At 60.9% G+C, this 20,017-nt stretch carries 18 protein-coding genes, 1 pseudogene and 1 riboswitch; of the genes and pseudogenes, 16 read left to right on the top strand and 3 right to left on the bottom strand.

Annotated elements, in window-relative coordinates; genetic code table 11:
* Positions 1-78 precede the first annotated feature (78 nt).
* The 5 genes from ACQ4OB_RS20010 to ACQ4OB_RS19990 are packed head-to-tail and all read left to right on the top strand — an operon-like array spanning position 79 to position 5,454.
* The gene (locus tag ACQ4OB_RS20010) at positions 79-1,371 is read left to right on the top strand and encodes an OprD family porin (protein WP_430956310.1); all 1,293 of its coding nucleotides are present in this window, start codon (positions 79-81) and stop codon (positions 1,369-1,371) included.
* 38 nt (positions 1,372-1,409) lie between these two features.
* The gene (locus ACQ4OB_RS20005) at positions 1,410-2,387 is read left to right on the top strand and encodes a Bug family tripartite tricarboxylate transporter substrate binding protein (protein ID WP_074874271.1); all 978 of its coding nucleotides are present in this window, start codon (positions 1,410-1,412) and stop codon (positions 2,385-2,387) included.
* Between the two features lie 59 nt (positions 2,388-2,446).
* Positions 2,447-2,905: a tripartite tricarboxylate transporter TctB family protein gene (locus ACQ4OB_RS20000; RefSeq protein ID WP_074874270.1), complete on the top strand. Its 459-nt coding sequence runs from the start codon at positions 2,447-2,449 to the stop codon at positions 2,903-2,905.
* A 1-nt stretch (position 2,906) separates the two neighbouring features.
* Positions 2,907-4,421 (top strand): tripartite tricarboxylate transporter permease, encoded by a 1,515-nt coding sequence (locus tag ACQ4OB_RS19995; protein ID WP_074874269.1) that lies wholly within the window; start codon positions 2,907-2,909, stop codon positions 4,419-4,421.
* Entirely contained in the window at positions 4,414-5,454 is a 1,041-nt protein-coding gene (locus ACQ4OB_RS19990; RefSeq protein ID WP_102615523.1) for an AbrB family transcriptional regulator, read from the top strand. Before ACQ4OB_RS19995 ends, ACQ4OB_RS19990 begins: the two co-directional genes overlap by 8 nt.
* 115 nt (positions 5,455-5,569) lie before the next feature.
* On the opposite strand, the gene ung is transcribed toward ACQ4OB_RS19990, so the two are convergent.
* Positions 5,570-6,265, bottom strand: coding sequence for a uracil-DNA glycosylase (gene ung / locus ACQ4OB_RS19985; RefSeq protein WP_074874267.1), 696 nt, complete (start codon positions 6,263-6,265; stop codon positions 5,570-5,572).
* 132 nt (positions 6,266-6,397) lie between these two features.
* Between ung and ACQ4OB_RS19980 the strand changes: the two genes are divergently transcribed.
* Complete coding sequence (locus ACQ4OB_RS19980; RefSeq protein ID WP_430956309.1) at positions 6,398-7,501, top strand: enoyl-CoA hydratase/isomerase family protein; 1,104 nt, start codon at positions 6,398-6,400, stop codon at positions 7,499-7,501.
* A 59-nt stretch (positions 7,502-7,560) separates the two neighbouring features.
* Here the strand turns inward: ACQ4OB_RS19980 and ACQ4OB_RS19975 are convergent, their stop codons facing one another.
* Both ACQ4OB_RS19975 and ACQ4OB_RS19970 read right to left on the bottom strand, forming a co-directional pair.
* Positions 7,561-8,019, bottom strand: coding sequence for a hypothetical protein (locus ACQ4OB_RS19975; RefSeq protein ID WP_430956308.1), 459 nt, complete (start codon positions 8,017-8,019; stop codon positions 7,561-7,563).
* Between the two features lie 167 nt (positions 8,020-8,186).
* Entirely contained in the window at positions 8,187-8,429 is a 243-nt protein-coding gene (locus tag ACQ4OB_RS19970; protein WP_074874264.1) for a hypothetical protein, read from the bottom strand.
* 276 nt (positions 8,430-8,705) lie between these two features.
* Positions 8,706-8,806, top strand: a riboswitch (guanidine-I (ykkC/yxkD leader).
* 62 nt (positions 8,807-8,868) lie between these two features.
* Between ACQ4OB_RS19970 and ACQ4OB_RS19965 the strand changes: the two genes are divergently transcribed.
* The 10 genes and pseudogenes from ACQ4OB_RS19965 to ACQ4OB_RS19920 all read left to right on the top strand — a co-directional run bounded on the left by ACQ4OB_RS19965 (position 8,869) and on the right by ACQ4OB_RS19920 (position 19,925).
* The gene (locus tag ACQ4OB_RS19965) at positions 8,869-9,936 is read left to right on the top strand and encodes a putative urea ABC transporter substrate-binding protein (RefSeq protein ID WP_076030053.1); all 1,068 of its coding nucleotides are present in this window, start codon (positions 8,869-8,871) and stop codon (positions 9,934-9,936) included.
* Positions 9,937-9,952: 16 nt separating this feature from the next.
* Positions 9,953-10,768 (top strand): ABC transporter permease, encoded by an 816-nt coding sequence (locus ACQ4OB_RS19960; protein WP_074874262.1) that lies wholly within the window; start codon positions 9,953-9,955, stop codon positions 10,766-10,768.
* Positions 10,765-11,553 (top strand): ABC transporter ATP-binding protein, encoded by a 789-nt coding sequence (locus ACQ4OB_RS19955; protein WP_076030052.1) that lies wholly within the window; start codon positions 10,765-10,767, stop codon positions 11,551-11,553. The genes ACQ4OB_RS19960 and ACQ4OB_RS19955 overlap by 4 nt, the downstream gene beginning before the upstream one ends.
* Positions 11,554-11,566: 13 nt before the next feature.
* Positions 11,567-12,292, top strand: a complete 726-nt coding sequence (locus tag ACQ4OB_RS19950) for an urea amidolyase associated protein UAAP1 (RefSeq protein WP_074874260.1) — start codon at positions 11,567-11,569, stop codon at positions 12,290-12,292.
* Positions 12,293-12,303: 11 nt separating this feature from the next.
* Complete coding sequence (locus ACQ4OB_RS19945) at positions 12,304-12,945, top strand: urea amidolyase associated protein UAAP2 (RefSeq protein ID WP_074874259.1); 642 nt, start codon at positions 12,304-12,306, stop codon at positions 12,943-12,945.
* Between the two features lie 307 nt (positions 12,946-13,252).
* Positions 13,253-16,900, top strand: coding sequence for an urea carboxylase (uca, locus tag ACQ4OB_RS19940; protein WP_430956307.1), 3,648 nt, complete (start codon positions 13,253-13,255; stop codon positions 16,898-16,900).
* 25 nt (positions 16,901-16,925) lie between these two features.
* On the top strand, positions 16,926-18,698 hold the full coding sequence (gene atzF / locus ACQ4OB_RS19935) for an allophanate hydrolase (RefSeq protein WP_102615519.1): 1,773 nt from the start codon (positions 16,926-16,928) through the stop codon (positions 18,696-18,698).
* Between the two features lie 128 nt (positions 18,699-18,826).
* Positions 18,827-18,975, top strand: a pseudogene (locus tag ACQ4OB_RS19930) (GGDEF domain-containing protein); the annotation flags it as partial.
* A gap of 6 nt (positions 18,976-18,981) precedes the next feature.
* Complete coding sequence (locus tag ACQ4OB_RS19925) at positions 18,982-19,176, top strand: cysteine-rich CWC family protein (protein ID WP_008153014.1); 195 nt, start codon at positions 18,982-18,984, stop codon at positions 19,174-19,176.
* A 56-nt stretch (positions 19,177-19,232) separates the two neighbouring features.
* Complete coding sequence (locus ACQ4OB_RS19920; protein WP_102615518.1) at positions 19,233-19,925, top strand: pseudouridine synthase; 693 nt, start codon at positions 19,233-19,235, stop codon at positions 19,923-19,925.
* The last annotated feature ends 92 nt before the right edge of the window (positions 19,926-20,017 follow it).

Raw genomic sequence — 20,017 nt, 5'->3', positions numbered from 1 at the left:
GTCGCTACCGCACATAGCGTACGAAAAACGCCTCGAAGCGTTTTCGCCAATAAGAACAATAAAACGGAGTACTTCAAGATGCTGTCCATGCAGCTCCAGGCTTGCCCGCCTGCTCGCTTTTCCCGTCTCAGCCACACCGCCCTTGCCAGCGCCGCCGCCCTCGCCGGCTTTTCGCCGTTGAGCCAGGCTGCCTTCTTCGAAGACAGTACGGCAACCTTCGAAACCCGCAACATGTATTTCAACCGCGACTTTCGCGACGGTACCAGCGCCCAGCAATCCAAGCGGGACGAATGGGCCCAGGGGTTCATGCTCAACCTGCAATCGGGTTACACCGACGGCACCGTGGGATTCGGTGTCGATGCGCTGGGCATGCTGGGGGTGAAACTCGATTCTAGTCCGGATCGCACCGGCACCGGTCTGTTGCCGACCCATGACGACGGGCGCGCGGCGGATGAATATTCCAAGCTCGGCCTGACCGGCAAAATGAAAATCTCCGACACGGAACTGAAAGTCGGAAGCCTGATTCCGGAATTGCCAATACTCAAGGCCAACGACGGGCGCATTCTGCCGCAGACCTTTGAAGGCGGCCTGCTGACCTCCAAGGAGATCAAGAACCTGACCTTCACCGGCGGGCGCCTGGAGAAAGCCAAGGACCGGGACAGCACCAACTTCGAGGACATCGCCCTCAACAACAAGAACAGCCGCTTCGCTGGCACCGTGGCCGGCAAGCACTTTGATTTTGGCGGCGTGGATTACAAGTTCACCGACAAAATCATCGGCAGCTACCACTTCGCTCAACTCGATGAAGTCTATAACCAGCATTTCCTTGGCGTGGTCGCCTCGCAACCGTTCGGCCCCGGCACGTTAGGCACCGATCTGCGCCTGGCTATCAGTGACGACGAAGGCGCAGCCCGGGGCGGCAACATCGACAACCAATCCCTGAATGGGCTGGTGAGCTACGCCTTGAGCGGGCATAAATTCAGCGCCGGCTATCAGCACATGTCCGGCGACAGTGCCTTCCCTTATGTCGATGGCAGTGACCCGTACCTCGTCAACTTCGTGCAGATCAACGACTTTGCCGGCGCCGAAGAACGTTCCTGGCAGGCTCGCTACGACTATGACTTTGCCAAACTCGGCATTCCCGGCCTGAGTTTCATGAGTCGTTACCTGAGCGGTGACAACATCAAGCTCAAGAACGGCGACGAAGGCAAAGAGTGGGAACGCAACACCGAAATCAAATACGTCGTACAAAGCGGCGCGCTCAAGGATGTCGCTGTGCGCCTGCGCAATGCCACTTACCGTTCCAACTATTCCGCTCGCGATGCCGATGAAGTGCGTCTGCTGGTGAGCTATAGCGTTGCCCTTTGGTAATTCAGTACGTCCATAACAAAAACTCCAAGGAGACTTGAATGAACCTGTCACTGCGTAAAGTTGCTCTCACCGCCAGCGCCCTGCTGTTCGCCGGCCAATTGCTCGCCGAACCCAAACGCCCGGAATGCATCGCCCCGGCCTCGCCAGGCGGCGGTTTCGACCTGACCTGCAAACTGGCGCAAAGCGCGCTGGTGAATCAGAAACTGCTGACCAAGCCGATGCGCGTGACCTACATGCCAGGCGGTGTCGGCGCGGTAGCGTACAACGCGGTGGTCGCCCAGCGTCCGGCCGATGCCGGCACGCTGGTGGCGTGGTCCAGCGGTTCGCTGCTGAACCTGGCCCAAGGCAAATTCGGCCGTTTTGATGAAAACGCCGTGCGCTGGCTGGCGGCCGTTGGAACAAGCTATGGCGCCATCGCGGTGAAAAGCGATTCGCCTTACAAAACCCTGGACGATCTGGTTCAGGCATTGAAGAAAGATCCGAGCAAAGTGGTGATCGGCTCCGGCGGCACCGTCGGCAGCCAGGACTGGATGCAAACCGCCCTGATCGCCAAGGCAGCCGGGATCAACCCGCGCGACCTGCGTTACGTCGCCCTCGAAGGCGGCGGTGAAATCGCCACTGCCCTGCTCGGCGGCCACATCCAGGTCGGCAGCACCGACATCTCCGACTCCATGCCGCACATCCAGAGCGGTGACATGCGCCTGCTGGCCGTGTTCTCCGAGAAGCGTCTGGACGAGCCGGAAATGAAAGACATTCCGACCGCCAAAGAGCAAGGCTACGACATCGTCTGGCCAGTGGTTCGCGGCTTCTACCTCGGGCCAAAGGTCAGCGATGAAGACTACGCCTGGTGGAAAGACGCGTTCGACAAGCTGCTGGCTTCCGAGGAGTTCGCCACGTTGCGCGATCAGCGTGAACTGTTCCCGTTCGCCATGACCGGCCCGGAGCTGGACACCTACGTGAAGAAGCAGGTTGCGGACTACAAAGTGCTGGCCAAAGAGTTCGGCCTGATTCAGTGATCGCCTCTGTCTAGCGGCTGCGGCCCCCGTTCTGGAGGGCCGCGGCACAGGAGTTTCCCATGCTCTTACAACGCATTTTTGCTTCAGCGCTGTTGCTGGTCTGTGTTGGCCTGGCGCTGATGGCGTGGCCGTATCAAGCGTCTTTTTCCTACGAACCGGTGGGGCCGCGAGCCTTCCCGCTATTGATGCTCGGCCTGATGGGCCTTGGTTTGCTGTACATGGTTTTTCGTCCGACACCGATTGTGCACAGTGACGATGACCCGAAACTGGACCGTGAAACCCTGATCAAGATCGGCATCTGCGTACTGCTGTTGCTGGTGTTTGCCGGGGCCTTCGAACCCCTCGGTTTCATCGTCGCCAGCATTCTGATTGGAATCCCCATGGCACGCCTGTATGGCGGCCGCTGGCTACCCAGCACGGTGATCATCAGCCTGATGGCTATCGGTCTTTATCTGCTGTTCGACAAAGTGATGGACGTGCCACTGCCACTGGGCGTGCTCGACGTTCTGGAGAACTGATATGGATACTCTTGGCTATTTGGGTCAGGGTTTCGGCGTCGCGCTGAGCCCGTACAACCTGGTGACCGCTCTGTGCGGCACCCTGATCGGCACCGTCGTCGGGCTGTTGCCAGGCCTGGGCCCGATCAACGGCGTGGCGTTGCTGATTCCGATTGCGTTCGCCCTCGGTCTGCCGCCGGAATCGGCGCTGATCCTGCTGGCGGCGGTGTACCTGGGTTGCGAATACGGCGGCCGGATCAGTTCAATCCTGCTGAACATTCCAGGCGAAGCGTCCACCGTCATGACCACCCTCGACGGTTACCCGATGGCCCGCAAGGGTCTGGCCGGTGTAGCGTTGTCGCTGTCGGCGTGGAGTTCGTTCATCGGTGCGTTCATCGCCACTTGCGGCATGGTGCTGTTCGCCCCGCTGCTGGCGAAATGGGCGATTGCCTTTGGACCGGCAGAGTATTTCGTGCTGATGGTGTTCGCGATTGTCTGTCTTGGTGGCATGGCCGGCGATCGACCACTGAAGACCTTTATCGCCGCGCTGATCGGTTTGTTTTTGTCGACCGTCGGGATCGATGCCAACAGCGGCGTGTACCGTTTCACCGGGGACAACATCCACTTGACCGACGGCATTCAGTTCGTTGTGCTGGTTCTCGGCTTGTTCTCCATCAGTGAAATCCTTCTGCTGCTGGAAAAAACCCATCGCGGCCAGGAAGCGGTGAAAGCGACCGGCCGGATGATGTTCAACTTCAAGGAAGCCTCGGCTGTCTTCTTGGTGAACATCCGTTGCGGTCTGCTCGGTTTCATCATGGGCGTGTTGCCGGGTGCCGGCGCCACGTTGGCCAGCGCTGTGGCCTACATGACCGAAAAACGTATCGCCGGCGCCAATGGCACCTTCGGCCAAGGCGACATGCGTGGCCTCGCGGCGCCGGAAACCGCCATCGGCGGCGCAGCCTGCGGTGCCCTGGTGCCGATGTTGACGCTCGGCGTTCCGGGTTCCGGTACCACGGCGGTGATGATCGGCGCGCTGTCGCTGTACAACATCACCCCGGGCCCGCTGTTGTTCCAACAGCAACCGGACATTGTCTGGGGCCTGATCGCTTCGTTGTTCGTCGCCAACATCATGCTGGTGATCCTCAACATCCCGATGATCCGCATCTTCACGCGCATCCTGGCCGTGCCGAACTGGGCGCTGGTGCCCGTGATTGCGATCATCACCGGGATCGGCGTCTACGCGGTGCATGCCACTACCTTCGACCTGTTCCTGATGATCGGCATCGGCATCTTCGGTTACATCCTGCGCAAGCTGGACTTCCCGTTGTCGCCGGTTCTGTTGGGTTTCATCCTTGGCGGCCTGATGGAGCAGAACCTGCGTCGCGCCCTGTCGATCTCCAATGGTGCATTGGAAATCCTTTGGTCGAGCCCGATCACCTTCGGTGTCTGGGTACTGACCGCAATCATGCTGTTCATGCCGATCCTGCGAATCTGGCGCAAACGTTCGGTCGCCCGGCGCGTTATCGCCGATGTCTGATCGAACACCCTTCAAAGCCTGGTGGGGAACCCCGCTGGTCGGTCTGCTGGGCGGTTACCTGGCCAGCCAGATCGGCTGGCCACTGCCATGGATGGTCGGCTCGTTGCTGGCGATCATCCTGGTGCGTTGCCTGACACCCTGGCAATTGGCGGAAATCCCTGGCGGCCGCAAGTGCGGCCAGTGGATTGTCGGCATCGGCATAGGCCTGCATTTCACCCCGGTGGTGATGGAGCAGGTCCTGAGCCACTTCGGCCTGATCTTCTTCGGTGCTTTGGTCACCAGCCTCTCGGCGGTGGTCGGGGTCTGGTTGATGCGGCGTACCGGTGAAGATCGCGCCACCGCGTTCTTTTCCAGCATGCCGGGCGGCTCCGGGGAGATGGTCAACCTCGGCGCGCGTAACGGCGCGGTGCTCAGTCGTGTGGCGGCGGGGCAAAGTCTGCGGGTGTTGGTGGTGGTGCTGTGTGTGCCGGCGGCGTTCAAGTATTGGCTGGGTGACGGTGCCCCGCTGTCCCATGCCACTTCCGTTGACTGGCGCTGGCTGGCGCTTCTGTTCCCGGCGGGCGCCCTCGCCGCCTGGCTCTGGGAGCGTCTGCGTCAACCCAATCCGTGGCTGTTCGGGCCGTTACTGGTGAGTGCAGCGGTAAGTATCGGCTGGGACCTGCACATCGGCTTGCCCAACGGCGGCAGCCAGATCGGCCAATGGCTGATTGGCAGCGGGTTGGGATGTCACTTCAATCGGCAGTTTTTCCGGCGTGCGCCGTCGTTTATGGGGCGGACCTTGATTGGCACGGGGCTGAGCATGTTGATCGCCACGCTGGCAGCATTGGGGTTGAGTGCGCTGACGCATCTGGATTTGCGTTCGCTGACGTTAGGCATGATGCCCGGCGGGATTGCGGAGATGAGCCTGACGGCAGAGACATTGCAGTTGTCGGTGCCGTTGGTGACGGCGATGCAGGTGATGCGGCTGTTGTTTGTGTTGTTTCTGGCGGAGCCGTTGTTCAAGTATTGGAATCGGGTGCCCGACGCCCCCTAACCTGATCGTTCCCACGCTCCGCGTGGGAATGCCTCAACGGACGCTCCGCGTTCGGCTTTGGATGGGACGCAGAGCGTTCCGGGCTGCATTCCCACGCAGAGCGTGGGAACGATCATTACGCGACCGGTGGTAACCGCCATTCGATCGGCGTCTCGCCATTCTGCTCAAGATATTTATTGGTTCGACTGAAGTGCCCGCATCCAAGGAAGCCACGATAGGCGGACAGCGGTGACGGATGCACCGACGTCAGCACCAGGTGCTTGGTGGCATCGATCAGTTTCTGCTTGCTCTGGGCATGGGCGCCCCACAGCATAAACACCAGATGCGGCTGATGTTCACTGACCACTTCGATGATCCGATCGGTGAAAAACTGCCAGCCCTTGTCCTTGTGCGCGTTGGCGTTGGCGCGCTCCACGGTCATGGTGGTATTGATCATCAGCACGCCCTGGTCAGCCCAGCTTTGCAGGCAACCGTGGGTCGGGATGTCGATGTTCAGATCGCGTTTCAACTCTTTATAGATGTTCACCAGCGACGGCGGCGCCGGTACGCCTGGTTGCACCGAAAAGCACAAGCCGTGGGCCTGCCCCGGACCGTGGTACGGGTCCTGGCCAAGGATGACGACTTTGACTTTATCCAGCGGCGTCGAATTGAGCGCGTTGAAAATCATCGGTCCTGGCGGGTAGATTTCCTTGCCTGCCGCGCGCTCCTCTTGCAGGAAATTGCGCAACTCTGCCATGTAGGGCTGGTCGAATTCGGCACGCAGTGCCTCCTTCCAGCTCGGTTCGAGTTTGATACGGTCGTCAGCAGTCATGGTTACATCCGGCAAAAACAATGGGGCGAACCCTAGGAAAGCCCATCACGCTTGTCAATTGATCTGACGCAGATCCGGCACTTTCCTACATAACGATCATACTGAACGCTCAAATTCCTGATCGAGGTCACGATGAATCTGCACTTCGAAGAACTCACTGGCACCGACGGCGCACGCATCGGAGTCGCCAGCCTGGATGCCGAAAAGTCCCTGAATGCCTTGTCCTTGCCGATGATCAACGCCTTGCGCGATCAACTGGACGTCTGGGCCAAAGAGCCACAAATCGTCTGCGTCGTACTGCGCGGCAAAGGTACCAAAGCCTTTTGCGCCGGCGGCGAAGTCCGCAGCCTGGTGGAAGCCTGTCGTGCCCATCCCGGCGAGGTGCCGCCGCTGGCCGCGCTTTTCTTTGCGGCGGAATATCGCCTGGACTTCAATCTGCACACCTATCCTAAACCGCTGATCTGCTGGGGGCATGGCTATGTGCTCGGCGGCGGCATGGGGCTGTTGCAAGGGGCGGGCATCCGGATTGTCACGCCGAGCACCCGCATGGCGATGCCGGAGATCAGTATCGGTTTGTACCCGGATGTCGGGGCCAGCTGGTTCCTGTCGCGGCTGCCCGGCAAGCTCGGATTGTTTCTCGGCCTGACCGGCGCCCATATGAACGGTCGCGATGCGATCGATCTCGACCTGGCCGACCGTTTTCTGCTCGATGAACAACAGGAAGATCTGATGGAAGGCCTGCTGCAGTTGAATTGGCAGGAACAGACGCCAATGCAGCTGAACAGCCTGCTCAAGGCCTTGCAGCAGGAAGCCATCGCGCAAATGCCCGAAGCCCAGTGGCTGCCACGTCGCCAACAGATCGATGAGCTGCTGGATGTCAGTGACGTGCGCTGCGCCTGGAAGGCCATCAGCCAGTTGCGTGACTGCACCGATCTGCTGCTCAGCCGTGCCGCGAAAACCATGAGCGAAGGCTCACCCCTGACCGCGCATCTGGTGTGGGAGCAGATCGCCCGCGCCCGGCACATGTCGCTGGCGCAGGTCTTTCAGATGGAATACACCATGAGCCTCAACTGCTGCCGTCATCCTGAGTTCAGCGAAGGGGTGCGCGCACGGTTGATCGACAAGGATCAAAAACCCCATTGGCACTGGCCAGACATCAATACCCTGCCGGATGCAGTGGTAGAAGCGCATTTCCACAAGGCCTGGGAAGGCCGGCATCCTCTGGCCGATCTGTAGGAATACTGAAATCCGGGCATAAAAAAGCGGCGCTTTGTGCGCCGCTTTTTTATGAGTGTTTAACGGTGGCCGCCTCGTCCATTGTGCTCGCCGCGACTGTTGTGGTCGCCTCGTCCACCACGGTTGTCGCGTCCGCCATGTCCGCGATAGTCGTTGCTCCGTCCACCGCGGTTGCGGCCATCCCAACCGCCACGGTTATGGCCATCCCAGCCGCGATTCTGATGAGCCCGGTAATCGGCTCGTGGCGACGACTGGTAATAGCGTGGTGCCGGTTGATAAACCCGCGGCTGATGGTAATACCGCGGCGTTGGCTGGTAATACCGCGCTGGCGGTGCGTAGTACCGGCGAGGTTGCGTGTAGTAACCGCCGCCGCCTGAGTAGTAAGGCCCGCCACCGGAATAATAGGCTGGCGAGGTATAGACCTCGGAACGGTAATAGCTGGCTCCTCCAACGGAATAGGGCACGCATGCACCAAGAGACAATCCCAATACAGCAATCAGAAGAATTCGCAGATACATGGCGGCCTCCTGGACCGCGAGTGAGCCACACCAGCGACGCTGGCAGGCGACAGTCAATTATTCGGTGACTGTCGAAAGATCAGACATCGTTTTCCAAATCTGGTGCGTTCGCGAAACAGATTGAAACAAGTCACCGATGAAAGGTTTTTCATCCATTCATCCGCTGATTAATGGTGGCCACCACGATATCCACCTCGGTAATGACGTGGCGAATGCCCACCCCAATAGTAGTAACGATAGCCACCATAAAAGCGCGGGCCGTGGTAGTGGCGCGGGCCGTAATAGTAGGGATAGGGCGAATAGCCGGGATAGTAATAAGGCGCGGAATACACATCGTAGCCCCCGGAGTAGTAGTAGCAGCCGGACAATCCCAGACCGAGTACAACACCGAACAACAGTCGACGAAACATGGCGGCCTCCTGAAAGACCACAGCCGGAACACGCCGGCTGACACCTGTTTTGACTGGCAACACTGCGCCGAGTGCCGAACCGCCTGGACCTTCAGATCAGCGGCCGGCCCGATCCATTGCGGTGCACCCATGCACCATCACAAGGCAACGCCGCCACCTCTTGCGAGCGCGCCAATTGCGTAAACGCCCACGCTAGAGCGCTCGAGCGGAGTTGGCACGGCTCTCGCTTTAACAAAGACGTGCAGGAGTCATCACAGGTTCGCAGCACCACAATTTGCAATGGCTGACTAGGGTTCCGGCTCGCTAAGGCGAGTGGCTGGTCCGAGAGTTGGCGACCTCCAGTTGAGGTTACACGGCGGGATAAAAGCCCGGGAGACAAGCCACCGTTCACGGTGCCGCGTTGACTCCTGCCCGCCCTTGATCAACTGGAGAACCACCCATGCTCAAGCTTCGTTTACCCGCCCTGCTCGCCGCTGCTTTCGCAGCCTTCGTGAGCGTCTCGTCCCAGGCCGCACAGAAAGACCACTTCAGCGTCTGCTGGACCATCTACGCCGGTTGGATGCCGTGGGAATATGCGGGCAGCCAAGGCATCGTCGACAAATGGGCGAAGAAGTACGGCATCAAGATTGATGTGGTGCAGCTCAATGACTACGTCGAATCCATCAACCAATACACCGCCGGCCAGTTCGATGGCTGCACCATGACCAACATGGATGCGCTGACCATTCCGGCGGCCGGTGGCGTCGACAGCACCGCGCTGATCGTCAGCGACTTCTCCAACGGCAACGACGGCATTGTGCTCAAGGGTGACGGCAAGAAAGTCACCGACCTCAAAGGTATGGACGTCAATCTGGTGGAACTCTCGGTTTCCCACTACCTGCTGGCCCGGGCGCTGGATTCGGTTGATCTCACCGAGAAAGACCTGAAAGTGGTCAACACCTCCGACGCCGACATCTCGGCGGCCTTCAACACCGATCAGGTCAACGCCGTCACCACCTGGAACCCGATGCTTTCGGACATCAAGGCCAAGCCTGCGGTGACCGAAGTGTTCAACTCCAGTCAGATCCCCGGCGAAATCATGGACATGATGGTGGTCAACAGCGCCACCCTCAAAGACAACCCGGCCCTGGGCAAAGCCCTGACCGGCGCCTGGTTCGAAGTGGTCGAGTTGATGAACGCGAAAAACGCCGCCAGCAAAGCCGCCCTCGAACACATGGCCAAAGCCTCGGGCACCGATCTGGCCGGCTTCCAGTCGCAACTGGACACCACCAAACTGTTCGCCACCCCCAAAGAAGCCCTGGCGTTCACCACCAGCAAGCAATTGCCGGAAACCATGCGCAAAGTCGCCGAGTTTTCGTTCCAGCACGGCTTGCTCGGTGAAGGCGCCAAGGACACCAGCGCAGTCGGCATGGCCTTCGCCAACGGCGTGACCAGCGGCGACAAGACCAACCTCAAGCTGCGCTTCGACCCGACCTACGTGCAGATGGCCGCCGACGCGAAGCTGTAATCAGGAGGACCTGGCCATGCGCCTGATCAATCGCCACCCGGATCGCCCGAGTCGCCTGCTGTTGGTGATCCTGCCGTTCGCCCTGGTGCTGTTCGCCTACTTCATGGGCTCGGCTGAGCGGCTGACGGACAACCCCAATGACAAGCTGCTGCCGAGCGCCGTGCAAATGACCGACGCGGTGAAACGCCTGGCGTTCACCGCCGACTCCCGCACTGGCGACTATTTACTTTGGCAAGACACCGCCTCCAGCCTGCGGCGCCTGGCCATCGGCCTTGGCATCAGCGCGCTGGCCGGGCTGTGCCTGGGCATCGCCGCCGGTACGCTGCCACTGTTTGGCGCGCCGTTGTCGCCGTTACTGACAGTGCTGTCGATGGTGCCGCCGCTGGCGATTCTGCCGATTCTGTTCATCGTGTTCGGCTTGGGGGAGTTGTCGAAAGTGATGCTGATCGTGATCGGCATCACCCCGTGCCTGGCCCGTGATCTGGAGCAACGCGCCCGGGAAATTCCCGTCGAGCTGCTGATCAAGGCCCAGACCCTCGGCGCTTCGACCTGGACGCTGATGCTGCGCGTGGTGCTGCCGCAACTGTTGCCACGTTTGTTGATCTCGCTGCGGCTGATGCTTGGCTCGGCGTGGTTGTTCCTGATCGCCGCCGAAGCCATCGCCTCCACCGACGGCCTCGGCTACCGGATTTTCCTGGTGCGCCGCTACTTGGCGATGGATGTGATTTTGCCCTACGTGGTGTGGATCACCCTGCTCGCCTGGCTGATGGATTGGGGCCTGAAACGCCTGACCCAACGGGCGTTCCCTTGGTATGAGGGGGCCCGCGCATGAGCTTCATCACAGTGAAAAATGTCTGGCAGCAATACGCCGATCAGGTGGTGCTCGAAGGGCTGAACCTGAACGTCAACGAAGGTGAATTCTGCACCTTGGTCGGTGCGTCGGGTTGCGGCAAGTCGACCTTCCTGCGGCTATTGCTGGGCCAGGAACGCGCCAGTCGCGGCGAGATTTTGTTGGATGGCCAGGCCTTGGCCGGCGAGCCAGATGCCAGTCGTGGCGTGGTGTTCCAGCGCTACTCGGTGTTCCCGCATTTAACGGTGCTGGACAACGTCGCCCTGGGCCTCGAACTGCCGCGCTCGCCGCTGCTCGGGCGGTTGTTCGGCAGCGCTAAAAAAGACGCTCGCGAACAAGCCTCAGTGCTGCTGCACAAAGTCGGCCTCGGCCATTCGCTGGACAAGTACCCAGCCCAACTCTCCGGTGGCATGCAACAACGACTGGCGATTGCCCAGGCGCTGATCATGAAACCTCGGGTATTGCTGCTCGACGAACCGTTCGGTGCCCTCGATCCGGGCATCCGCAAGGACATGCACGCTTTGCTGCTGGAGCTGTGGCGCGAGACGCAATTGACGGTGTTCATGGTCACCCATGACCTGTCCGAAGGCTTCAGCCTCGGCACTCGCCTGTTGGTGTTCGACAAGGTCCGTCTCGACCCGCACGCCCCCGGCGCCTATGGCGCGCGCATCACTTACGACATCCCTTTGAACAGCGACCGCCGCGCCCATCGCGCCGCCGTCGACGCCTTGCCGGCTGACCTGGCAGGCACGCTTCGTACCGCTTAAGAGGACTTTTCATATGACTGATTCGACCCAACTGTTCCCGCCCTTCGCCGAAGAAATGCTCCCCGGCGGCGGCCATCGCTCCTTCGTCCTGAAACGCGGCCAACTGCTGCGCCTGACCGACCTGCGTGGCGGTGCCAACGTCAGCCTGACACTGCTCAACGCCAACGAAAAAACCGAACGCCTGAACCTGCCCGACAGCCTCAAATGCCAACACACCGCCAAGCTCACCACCGGCCATTGCCTGTATTCGGACATGGGCCGCGTGCTGGCCGCCATTACCGCTGACACCTGCGGCTGGAGCGACAGCCTCGGCGGTGTGCTCTGCGCTGAAGAGGTCGCGGAAAAATACGGCGCGGGGCGCTATCAGGAACTGCGCAACGGCTTCTTCCGCAACGGCACCGACAACCTGTTGGTGGAATTGGGCAAGTGGGGGTTGGGCCTGTCCGATTTGCTGATGACGCTTAACTTGTTCAGCCGCGTGAATGTCGATGAGGCCGGACATTTCCACTTCGTCGAAGGCCATTCCAGGGCCGGCGACTACATCGAGTTGTATGCGCCGATGGACACGCTGGTGGTGCTCACCGCGCTGCAACATCCGATGGACCCTTCACCTGAATACGCGCCGAAACCGCTGAAACTCAGCTGGATGAACGCTGACGCCAGCGTCGCCGAACACTGCCGCACCTCGCGCCCGGAAAACGAGCGCGGCTTCATCAACACCGACCGTCTGTTCGCCTGAGGATCGCTGCCATGTCACTCGCAATCGCTACTGCTCAACAGCTTCCCGAAACCGCGATCTACCGCGCCACCATCCCCGCCGGGGAACCATGGCTGATGGAGGTCAAGGCCGGCCAGACCTTGCGCATCCTCGACCTGGAAGGCAACCAGGCGGTCGACACTTTGTTCTACAGCGTCGCCAATCCAAAGGAGCGCTACGACGTGCAACGCACCTTGCGCCGACAGAACAGCGTCTACCTGAGCACCGGCAGCGTGCTCTATTCCAACCTCGGCAAACCGATGCTGACCATCGTCGCCGACACCTGCGGCCGTCACGACACCCTCGGCGGCGCTTGCGCGCAAGAGAGCAACACCGTGCGTTATGCGTTGGAGAAACGCTACATGCACAGCTGCCGCGACAACTACCTGCGGGCCTGCATCCACGACGGGCGATTGGGCAAGGGCGACATCGGACCGAACATCAACTTCTTCATGAACGTGCCGGTCACGGCGGATGGCGGGCTGACGTTTGAAGACGGCATTTCGGCGCCGGGCAAATACGTCGACCTGCGGGCCGAGATGGACGTGATCGTGCTGATCTCCAATTGCCCGCAATTGAACAACCCGTGCAACGCCTACAACCCCACCCCTGCGGAGCTGCTGGTATGGAACTGAAATTAGCGCGGTTGCGTCGATGGTTGTTTGCCCTGTGCCAGGCCCGTTCAGGCCAGTGCCTCAAACAATAAGAACACCCTAAATCCAATGTGGGAGCGAGCCTGCTCGCGATAGCGTCAGCACATTCACCATAAATGTCGACTGACACTCCGCTATCGCGAGCAGGCTCACTCCCACAGGGGTTCGGTGGTGTTTTTGAGTGAACTGTTTTTGCCGTCGGGGACGACCTCGGCGCTTATCGAAAAACTGCGGGACGGCCCGCATCCCAAGTCGAGGCTGATGCGCTATCGCCTCCAGGGGTTATGCCATGTTCGAAAAAGTCCTGATTGCCAACCGTGGCGCCATTGCCTGTCGCATCCTGCGCACCTTGCGTGAGTTGCAGGTCCAGGGCGTTGCCGTCTACTCCGAAGCCGATGCCGCCAGTTTGCACATTCTGCAAGCCGACGAAGCCCACAGCCTCGGTGAAGGCGCAGCCGCCGGCACCTATCTGGCCGTCGAAAAAATCCTCGCCATCGCCAAATCCACCGGCGCCACGGCGATCCATCCCGGCTACGGTTTTCTCTCGGAAAACGCCGCGTTCGCCGAAGCGTGCGAAGCCGCCAACATCGCCTTCATCGGCCCGACGCCCGAGCAGCTGCGCGTGTTCGGCCTCAAGCACACCGCCCGCGCCTTGGCCAAACGACACGGCGTGCCGATGCTCGAAGGTACCGAATTGCTCGACAGCCTCGACGCGGCGCTGATGGCTGGCGAACAGGTCGGCTACCCGGTGATGCTCAAAAGCACCGCCGGCGGTGGCGGCATCGGCATGCGCGCGTGTCGCAGTGCGGCCGAGTTGAGCGAGTCCTTTGAAGCCGTCAAGCGCCTGGGCCAGAACAACTTCAGCGACGCCGGGGTGTTCATCGAAAAGTACATCCAGCGCGCCCGACATCTGGAAGTCCAGGTGTTCGGCGACGGCCAGGGCGAAGTCATTGCCCTCGGCGTGCGCGACTGCTCGGTGCAGCGGCGCAACCAGAAAGTCCTCGAAGAAACCCCGGCACCGAACCTCCCCGAGGGCATGGCCGAAGAGCTCTGCGCGGCGGCGATCAAACTGGCGAAAGCGGTGAATTACCGCAGCGCCGGCACCGTCGAATTCGTCTTCGACAGCGAGGCTCAGCGTTTCTACTTTCTCGAAGTGAACACCCGTTTGCAGGTGGAGCACGGCGTCACCGAGCAAGTCTGGGGCGTGGACCTGGTGCGCTGGATGGTCGAACTGGCGGCGGGGGATTTGCCACCGTTGAGCACGTTGAGCCAAGGCTTGAAAGCCTGCGGCCATGCAATTCAGGCACGGCTTTACGCCGAAGATCCGGGCCGGGATTTTCAGCCAAGTCCAGGCTTGCTGACCGCCGTGAACTTCCCTGCCGCCGATGGCAAACACCTGCGCATCGACACCTGGGTCGAGGCCGGTTGCGAGATCCCACCATACTTCGATCCGATGATCGCCAAGGTCATCAGTTGGGCGCCGACCCGCGAAGAAGCCGCTGCCGATCTGCATCAGGCGCTGGGCGACAGCCTGCTCTACGGCGTGGAAACCAACCGCGATTACTTGCGGCAGATTCTGCTCGATGCGCCCTTCGCCAGCGGCCAGCCGTGGACCCGTTGCCTGGAAAGTTTGGTCTATCAGGCCAACACGTTTGAAGTGCTCAGCGCCGGCACTCAAACCAGCGTTCAGGACTATCCCGGCCGTCTCGGTTACTGGGCCGTGGGCGTGCCACCGTCAGGGCCGATGGACAGTCGCGCGTTGCGCCTGGGCAACCTTTTGCTGGGTAACGACGAAGGCGCCGCTGCGCTGGAAATCACCATGAGCGGGCCGCTGCTGCGCTTCAATTGCGACGCGGTGGTGGCGGTGACCGGGGCCGTGATTCCACTCACCCTTAATGGTGATGTGGTGCCGATGAACACGGCGTTGCTGGTACCGGCGGGCGCTACGTTGAGCCTGGGTACGATTGCCGGTGCGGGCGCGCGCAGCTATCTGTGCCTGCGCGGTGGCCTGCAAGTACCGGATTATCTGGGCAGCAAAAGCACCTTCACCCTCGGTCAATTTGGTGGGCATGGCGGTCGTGCGTTGCGAGCCGGGGACGTGTTGCATGTGCTTGCTTTGAGCGATCGCAGCAGCGGTCTTCAACTGCCTGAAGAACAGGTCAGCGAGTTGCCCGCCGTGCGGCAAATTCGGGTGATCTACGGCCCTCACGGTGCACCGGAATATTTCACCGAAAACTACATGGGCACCTTCTTCGCCACCCAGTGGGAAGTGCATTTCAACTCCAGCCGTACCGGCGTGCGGCTGATCGGGCCGAAGCCTGAATGGGTACGTGCTGATGGTGGTGAGGCGGGTCTGCATCCGTCAAACATCCATGACAATCCGTACGCCATTGGTGCGGTGGATTTCACCGGGGACATGCCGGTCATCCTCGGTCCCGACGGCCCTAGCCTCGGCGGGTTTGTCTGCCCGGTGACGGTGATCGAGGCGGATCTTTGGCAGCTTGGGCAACTCAAGGCTGGGGACAAGGTTCAGTTCCTCCCGGTCGACCTGAAGACCGCCCGCACCCTCGCCCTGAAATGGAATTCCCCCTGTAGGAGTGAGCCTGCTCGCGATGGCGGCAGTACAGCCAACATTGATGTAACTGACACACCGCTATCGCGAGCAGGCTCACTCCTACAGGGAGTTGTGTCGCCTGTGGTGTTGGATTTGGGTCAGGACGATACGCGGCTGGTGGCGAGACTGTCCGGCGACACACATTTGCTTTTGGAAATCGGCGCACCTGAGTTGGACCTGGTCCTGCGCTTCCGCGCCCACGCACTGATGCAAGCCCTGGAAAGCCAAAACCTGCACGGCGTCATCGACCTCACTCCCGGCATCCGCTCGCTGCAAGTGCACTACCAGCCCGAACAACTGCCGCTGGCCGATCTGCTCGGCATCGTCGCTGGCGAGTGGGACGCCGTGTGCGCCGCCAAGGACCTGCAAGTGCCCTCGCGCATCGTCCATCTGCCGCTGTCCTGGGACGACCCGGCCTGCCAGTTGGCGATCGAAAAATACATGACCACCGTGCGCAAGGACGCCCCGTGGTGCCCGAGCAATCTGGAGTTCATCCGCCGCATCAATGACCTGCCGAACCTCGACGAAGTGCAGCGCACGGTGTTCGACGCCAGCTACCTGGTGATGGGCCTGGGCGACGTCTACCTCGGTGCGCCGGTGGCCACGCCGCTCGACCCGCGGCATCGTTTGGTGACCACCAAATACAACCCGGCGCGCACTTGGACCGCGGAAAACTCGGTGGGTATCGGTGGCGCCTACATGTGCGTCTACGGCATGGAAGGCCCTGGCGGTTATCAGTTCGTCGGCCGCACGTTGCAGATGTGGAATCGCTATCGCGAGGTCGCCGCATTCGATGGCAAACCGTGGCTGCTGCGCTTCTTCGATCAGATCCGTTTCTACCCGGTCAGTGCCGATGAACTGCTGCGCATTCGACGGGATTTCCCCCTCGGGCGCTTCGATCTGAACATCGAGCACAGTCAGCTGAATCTGGCGGATTACCAAGCCTTCCTGACGAAGGAAGCCGAGAGCATTGCCGCGTTTCGCGACCAGCAAAAAGGTGCGTTCAACGCCGAGCGCGAGCGCTGGATCGCCAGCGGTCAGGCGCATTACGACAGTGAAGAACTGGTACCGGAAATCACCGACGACGCGCCGCTGGCCAGCGATCAACAGAGCGTCGACAGCCACATCGCCGGCAACCTTTGGCAGGTTCAGGTTGAAACCGGTAGCCGGGTCGCCGCGGGTGATGTGCTGGTGATTCTGGAGTCGATGAAGATGGAAATCCCGCTGCTCGCGCCCGTGGCCGGAGTGGTACGCGAGATTCGCGTGCAGCCGGGTTCGGCCGTGCGCGCCGGACAGCGCGTCGTGGTGCTGGAACTTGAGTGAACCCACTTTGAAAAGGATTAACGCGATGAACATCAATCTGCAACTCGACGCCCTGCGCAGCGCTTATCGCATCGGCAACATCACGCCCCGTGAACTGCTGCTGAGCCTGCGCGATAAAGCCGCGGCGCTGAACCCGGATTATCACCTGTTCATCCACTTGCTCAGTGTTGAAGAACTGGAACCGTACCTCGCCGCACTCGACGGTCGCGACCTCGACAGTTTGCCGCTGTTCGGCGTGCCATTCGCGATCAAGGACAACATCGACCTGGCGGGCATTCCGACGACCGCGGCGTGCCCTGCATTTGCCTACGTGCCGGAGCGTTCGGCGACCATCGTCGAGCAGTTGCTGGCACTGGGGGCGATTCCGTTGGGCAAGACCAATCTTGATCAATTCGCCACGGGGCTAAATGGCAGTCGCTCACCCTACGGCGCATGCCCGAACAGCGTGTTGCCGGAGTATCCGTCGGGCGGCTCCAGCGCCGGGTCTTCACTGGCGGTGGCGCTCGGCGTGGCGAGCTTTTCCCTGGGTACGGACACGGCAGGCTCCGGGCGTGTGCCGGCTGCGCTGAACAATCTGGTGGGGTTGAAAGCCAGCAAAGGGTTGATCTCCACGGCCGGTGTGGTGCCGGCCTGCCGCACCCTCGATTGCGTGACCACGTTCACCGCGACGGCTCGGGAAGCCAGTCAGTTGCTCGCGCTTACTGCGCACCTTGATCCCCGCGATGAATACAGCCGCAGCAATCCGTTGTGGAATGACGGCTCGGCGTTTGGTGCGCCTCGCCCCTTCCGCTTCGGCGTGCCCCGTGCTCAGGATCTGGCCTTCTTCGGCTGCCCTGAAGGCCCGTTGTTGTTCGGTGATGCCATCGATCAACTCAAAGCCTTGGGCGGTGAAGCCGTGGAACTGGATTTGTCGCCGTTCCTCGAAGCGGCGCGCTTGCTCTATGAAGGCCCCTGGGTGGCCGAGCGCTACAGCGTCGCCGGCGAATTGATGGAGCAAAATCCTGAAGCCGTACTGCCGGTGATTCGCGCGGTGCTGGCCAAGGCGCCAGCGGTGAACGGCGTGCAAACCTTCCGCGCCCAGTACCGGCTGCAAGCGCTGAAAGCGCTGTGCGACAAGGCGCTGGACGATCTCGACTGCGTGCTCACACCCACCATTGGCCGCCCCGTCACGCTGGCAGAACTGGACGCCGAGCCGGTGCTACGCAATTCGGAACTGGGCTACTACACCAACTTCATGAACCTGCTCGATTACGCCGCCGTCGCCGTGCCCAGCGGGTTCATGGGCAATGGTTTGCCGTGGGGCGTGACGTTGTTCGGGCGGGCGTTTACTGATCAGTATTTGTTGGGTGTAGCGGATGCGTTGCAGCGCCAGCTAGGTTTGGCGACACCGGTTCCGTCGTCTGTCGCACGTCACGACCGGGCGCGATTGGTGGTGTGTGGTGCGCATCTGGATGGGCTGGCGCTGAATTGGCAATTGAAGCAGCGCGGAGCTCGACTGGTCGAGACGACGTTCAGTTCGCCGGACTATCAACTGTATGCCCTGGCCGGCGGCCCGCCGTTCCGTCCCGGGATGGTTCGCGTGAAGGACGGGGGTGTGGCGATTGCGGTGGAAGTGTGGGAATTGCCAAGCTGTGAGCTGGGTTCTTTTCTGACCGGAATTCCGGCACCGTTGGGGTTGGGCAAGGTGCAATTGGCAGATGGGCGTTGGGAGAGTGGGTTTATTTGTGAAGCGTATGGGTTGGAGGGGGGAGTCAATATCAGCCATTTAGGCGGATGGCGGCGTTACCTCGCGCAATAAGGGACGCGGAGCGTCCCGGGCGGCTTTCCCACGCAGAGCGTGGGAACGATCGACTCAGGGACGTGTGAACGATCGTTCGCCCCGCACATCGAGCAGTTATTTCCCGGCAGAGCCATTAGAATACCTGCCAGCTGACCGTGAGCATCGGCCTGCCTCCCCGCAGGCCGATGACACCTTGCACACGCTGCTGTCGAGAACGGATCATGCGATGTACCGGGCCAAGCAAGCCGGCCATAACCGCACCTGCGTGGAAATGCCTCACTCCAGTTATGAATAACCCTACATGAATAAGCCAGATTTCTGCCCGGCCTGCGGCGCCTCCAACGACTGTACCCTGGCCGACCCGCGAACCGCCGATCGGGCCTGCTGGTGCTACGGCGTCAGCATCGACCCGGCGGTGCTCGAAGCGCTGCCACCCGAACTGCGCGACAAATCCTGCTTGTGCCCACGCTGCGCGCAAGTCGAGGCGCAGCTGTAAGCACCCGCACAATCGATCACGTAAGATACGTCCCCCTTTCCTGCCGATCCCTCGTCATGCGCATCGACCGCTTCCTCAGCAACCTGCCGCGCTTCAACCGTAAGCAGGTACGTCTGTTGCTGGTGGAAAAGCGTGTCAGGATCGACGGAAAAGTCGTCAGCGATCCTCACGCCGACGTACAGGAATTCAGCCGCGTGGAAGTCGACGATGAGCTGCTGCAAGTCGGCAAGCCTGCACGCTACTTCATGCTGCACAAACCGTCTGGCTGCGTCAGTGCCACCCGCGATCCGCAACACCCGACCGTGCTCGACCTGATCCATGAGCCGGACAAGGAAGACCTGCACATCGCCGGGCGCCTGGACTTCAACACCACCGGCCTGATGCTGATCACTAACGACGGCAGCTGGTCGCGACGCCTGACCCAGCCGCAAACCAAACTGCCCAAGGTCTACTACGTCGAGACCGAGCAAGAGATTGGCCCGCAATACGCATTGAAATTCACCGAAGGCCTGTACTTCGCCTTCGAAGACCTCACCACCCAACCCGCCGAGCTGGCCGTACTCGGACCAAACTGCGCGCGGCTGAGCATCGTCGAGGGCCGTTATCACCAGGTGAAGCGGATGTTCGGCCATTTCGACAACAAGGTGCTGCGCCTGCACCGCGAAAGCATGGGCCCGTTGGTGCTCGACAGTGCCCTGAAACCGGGCGAGTACCGCGCATTACGCACCGAAGAGATTCAATTGATCTAAGCAGACGACCGCTCAGCAGAAGTTGTCGAACAATTTTCCAAAGATACTTGCGCGATGACGTGACCCCTGCTTGAATCAGGACGTCGGCCGAA

Origin of the sequence: Pseudomonas sp. ES4, from assembly GCF_050586665.1 — a bacterium.
In the GTDB taxonomy this organism is placed as follows: domain Bacteria; phylum Pseudomonadota; class Gammaproteobacteria; order Pseudomonadales; family Pseudomonadaceae; genus Aquipseudomonas; species Aquipseudomonas frederiksbergensis.
The sequence above is the reverse complement of the archived record's forward strand: the minus strand, read 5'-3'. Positions and strand labels throughout refer to the sequence as shown.

Bases quoted from the DNA above. Each gene is read 5' to 3' on its own strand.
- ACQ4OB_RS20010 (WP_430956310.1), top strand. From the start codon at position 79: ATGCTGTCCATGCAGCTCCAGGCTTGCCCGCCTGCTCGCTTTTCCCGT.
- ACQ4OB_RS20005 (WP_074874271.1), top strand. From the start codon at position 1,410: ATGAACCTGTCACTGCGTAAAGTTGCTCTCACCGCCAGCGCCCTGCTG.
- ACQ4OB_RS20000 (WP_074874270.1), top strand. From the start codon at position 2,447: ATGCTCTTACAACGCATTTTTGCTTCAGCGCTGTTGCTGGTCTGTGTT.
- ACQ4OB_RS19995 (WP_074874269.1), top strand. From the start codon at position 2,907: ATGGATACTCTTGGCTATTTGGGTCAGGGTTTCGGCGTCGCGCTGAGC.
- ACQ4OB_RS19990 (WP_102615523.1), top strand. From the start codon at position 4,414: ATGTCTGATCGAACACCCTTCAAAGCCTGGTGGGGAACCCCGCTGGTC.
- ung (WP_074874267.1), bottom strand. From the start codon at position 6,265: ATGACTGCTGACGACCGTATCAAACTCGAACCGAGCTGGAAGGAGGCA.
- ACQ4OB_RS19980 (WP_430956309.1), top strand. From the start codon at position 6,398: ATGAATCTGCACTTCGAAGAACTCACTGGCACCGACGGCGCACGCATC.
- ACQ4OB_RS19975 (WP_430956308.1), bottom strand. From the start codon at position 8,019: ATGTATCTGCGAATTCTTCTGATTGCTGTATTGGGATTGTCTCTTGGT.
- ACQ4OB_RS19970 (WP_074874264.1), bottom strand. From the start codon at position 8,429: ATGTTTCGTCGACTGTTGTTCGGTGTTGTACTCGGTCTGGGATTGTCC.
- ACQ4OB_RS19965 (WP_076030053.1), top strand. From the start codon at position 8,869: ATGCTCAAGCTTCGTTTACCCGCCCTGCTCGCCGCTGCTTTCGCAGCC.
- ACQ4OB_RS19960 (WP_074874262.1), top strand. From the start codon at position 9,953: ATGCGCCTGATCAATCGCCACCCGGATCGCCCGAGTCGCCTGCTGTTG.
- ACQ4OB_RS19955 (WP_076030052.1), top strand. From the start codon at position 10,765: ATGAGCTTCATCACAGTGAAAAATGTCTGGCAGCAATACGCCGATCAG.
- ACQ4OB_RS19950 (WP_074874260.1), top strand. From the start codon at position 11,567: ATGACTGATTCGACCCAACTGTTCCCGCCCTTCGCCGAAGAAATGCTC.
- ACQ4OB_RS19945 (WP_074874259.1), top strand. From the start codon at position 12,304: ATGTCACTCGCAATCGCTACTGCTCAACAGCTTCCCGAAACCGCGATC.
- uca (WP_430956307.1), top strand. From the start codon at position 13,253: ATGTTCGAAAAAGTCCTGATTGCCAACCGTGGCGCCATTGCCTGTCGC.
- atzF (WP_102615519.1), top strand. From the start codon at position 16,926: ATGAACATCAATCTGCAACTCGACGCCCTGCGCAGCGCTTATCGCATC.
- ACQ4OB_RS19925 (WP_008153014.1), top strand. From the start codon at position 18,982: ATGAATAAGCCAGATTTCTGCCCGGCCTGCGGCGCCTCCAACGACTGT.
- ACQ4OB_RS19920 (WP_102615518.1), top strand. From the start codon at position 19,233: ATGCGCATCGACCGCTTCCTCAGCAACCTGCCGCGCTTCAACCGTAAG.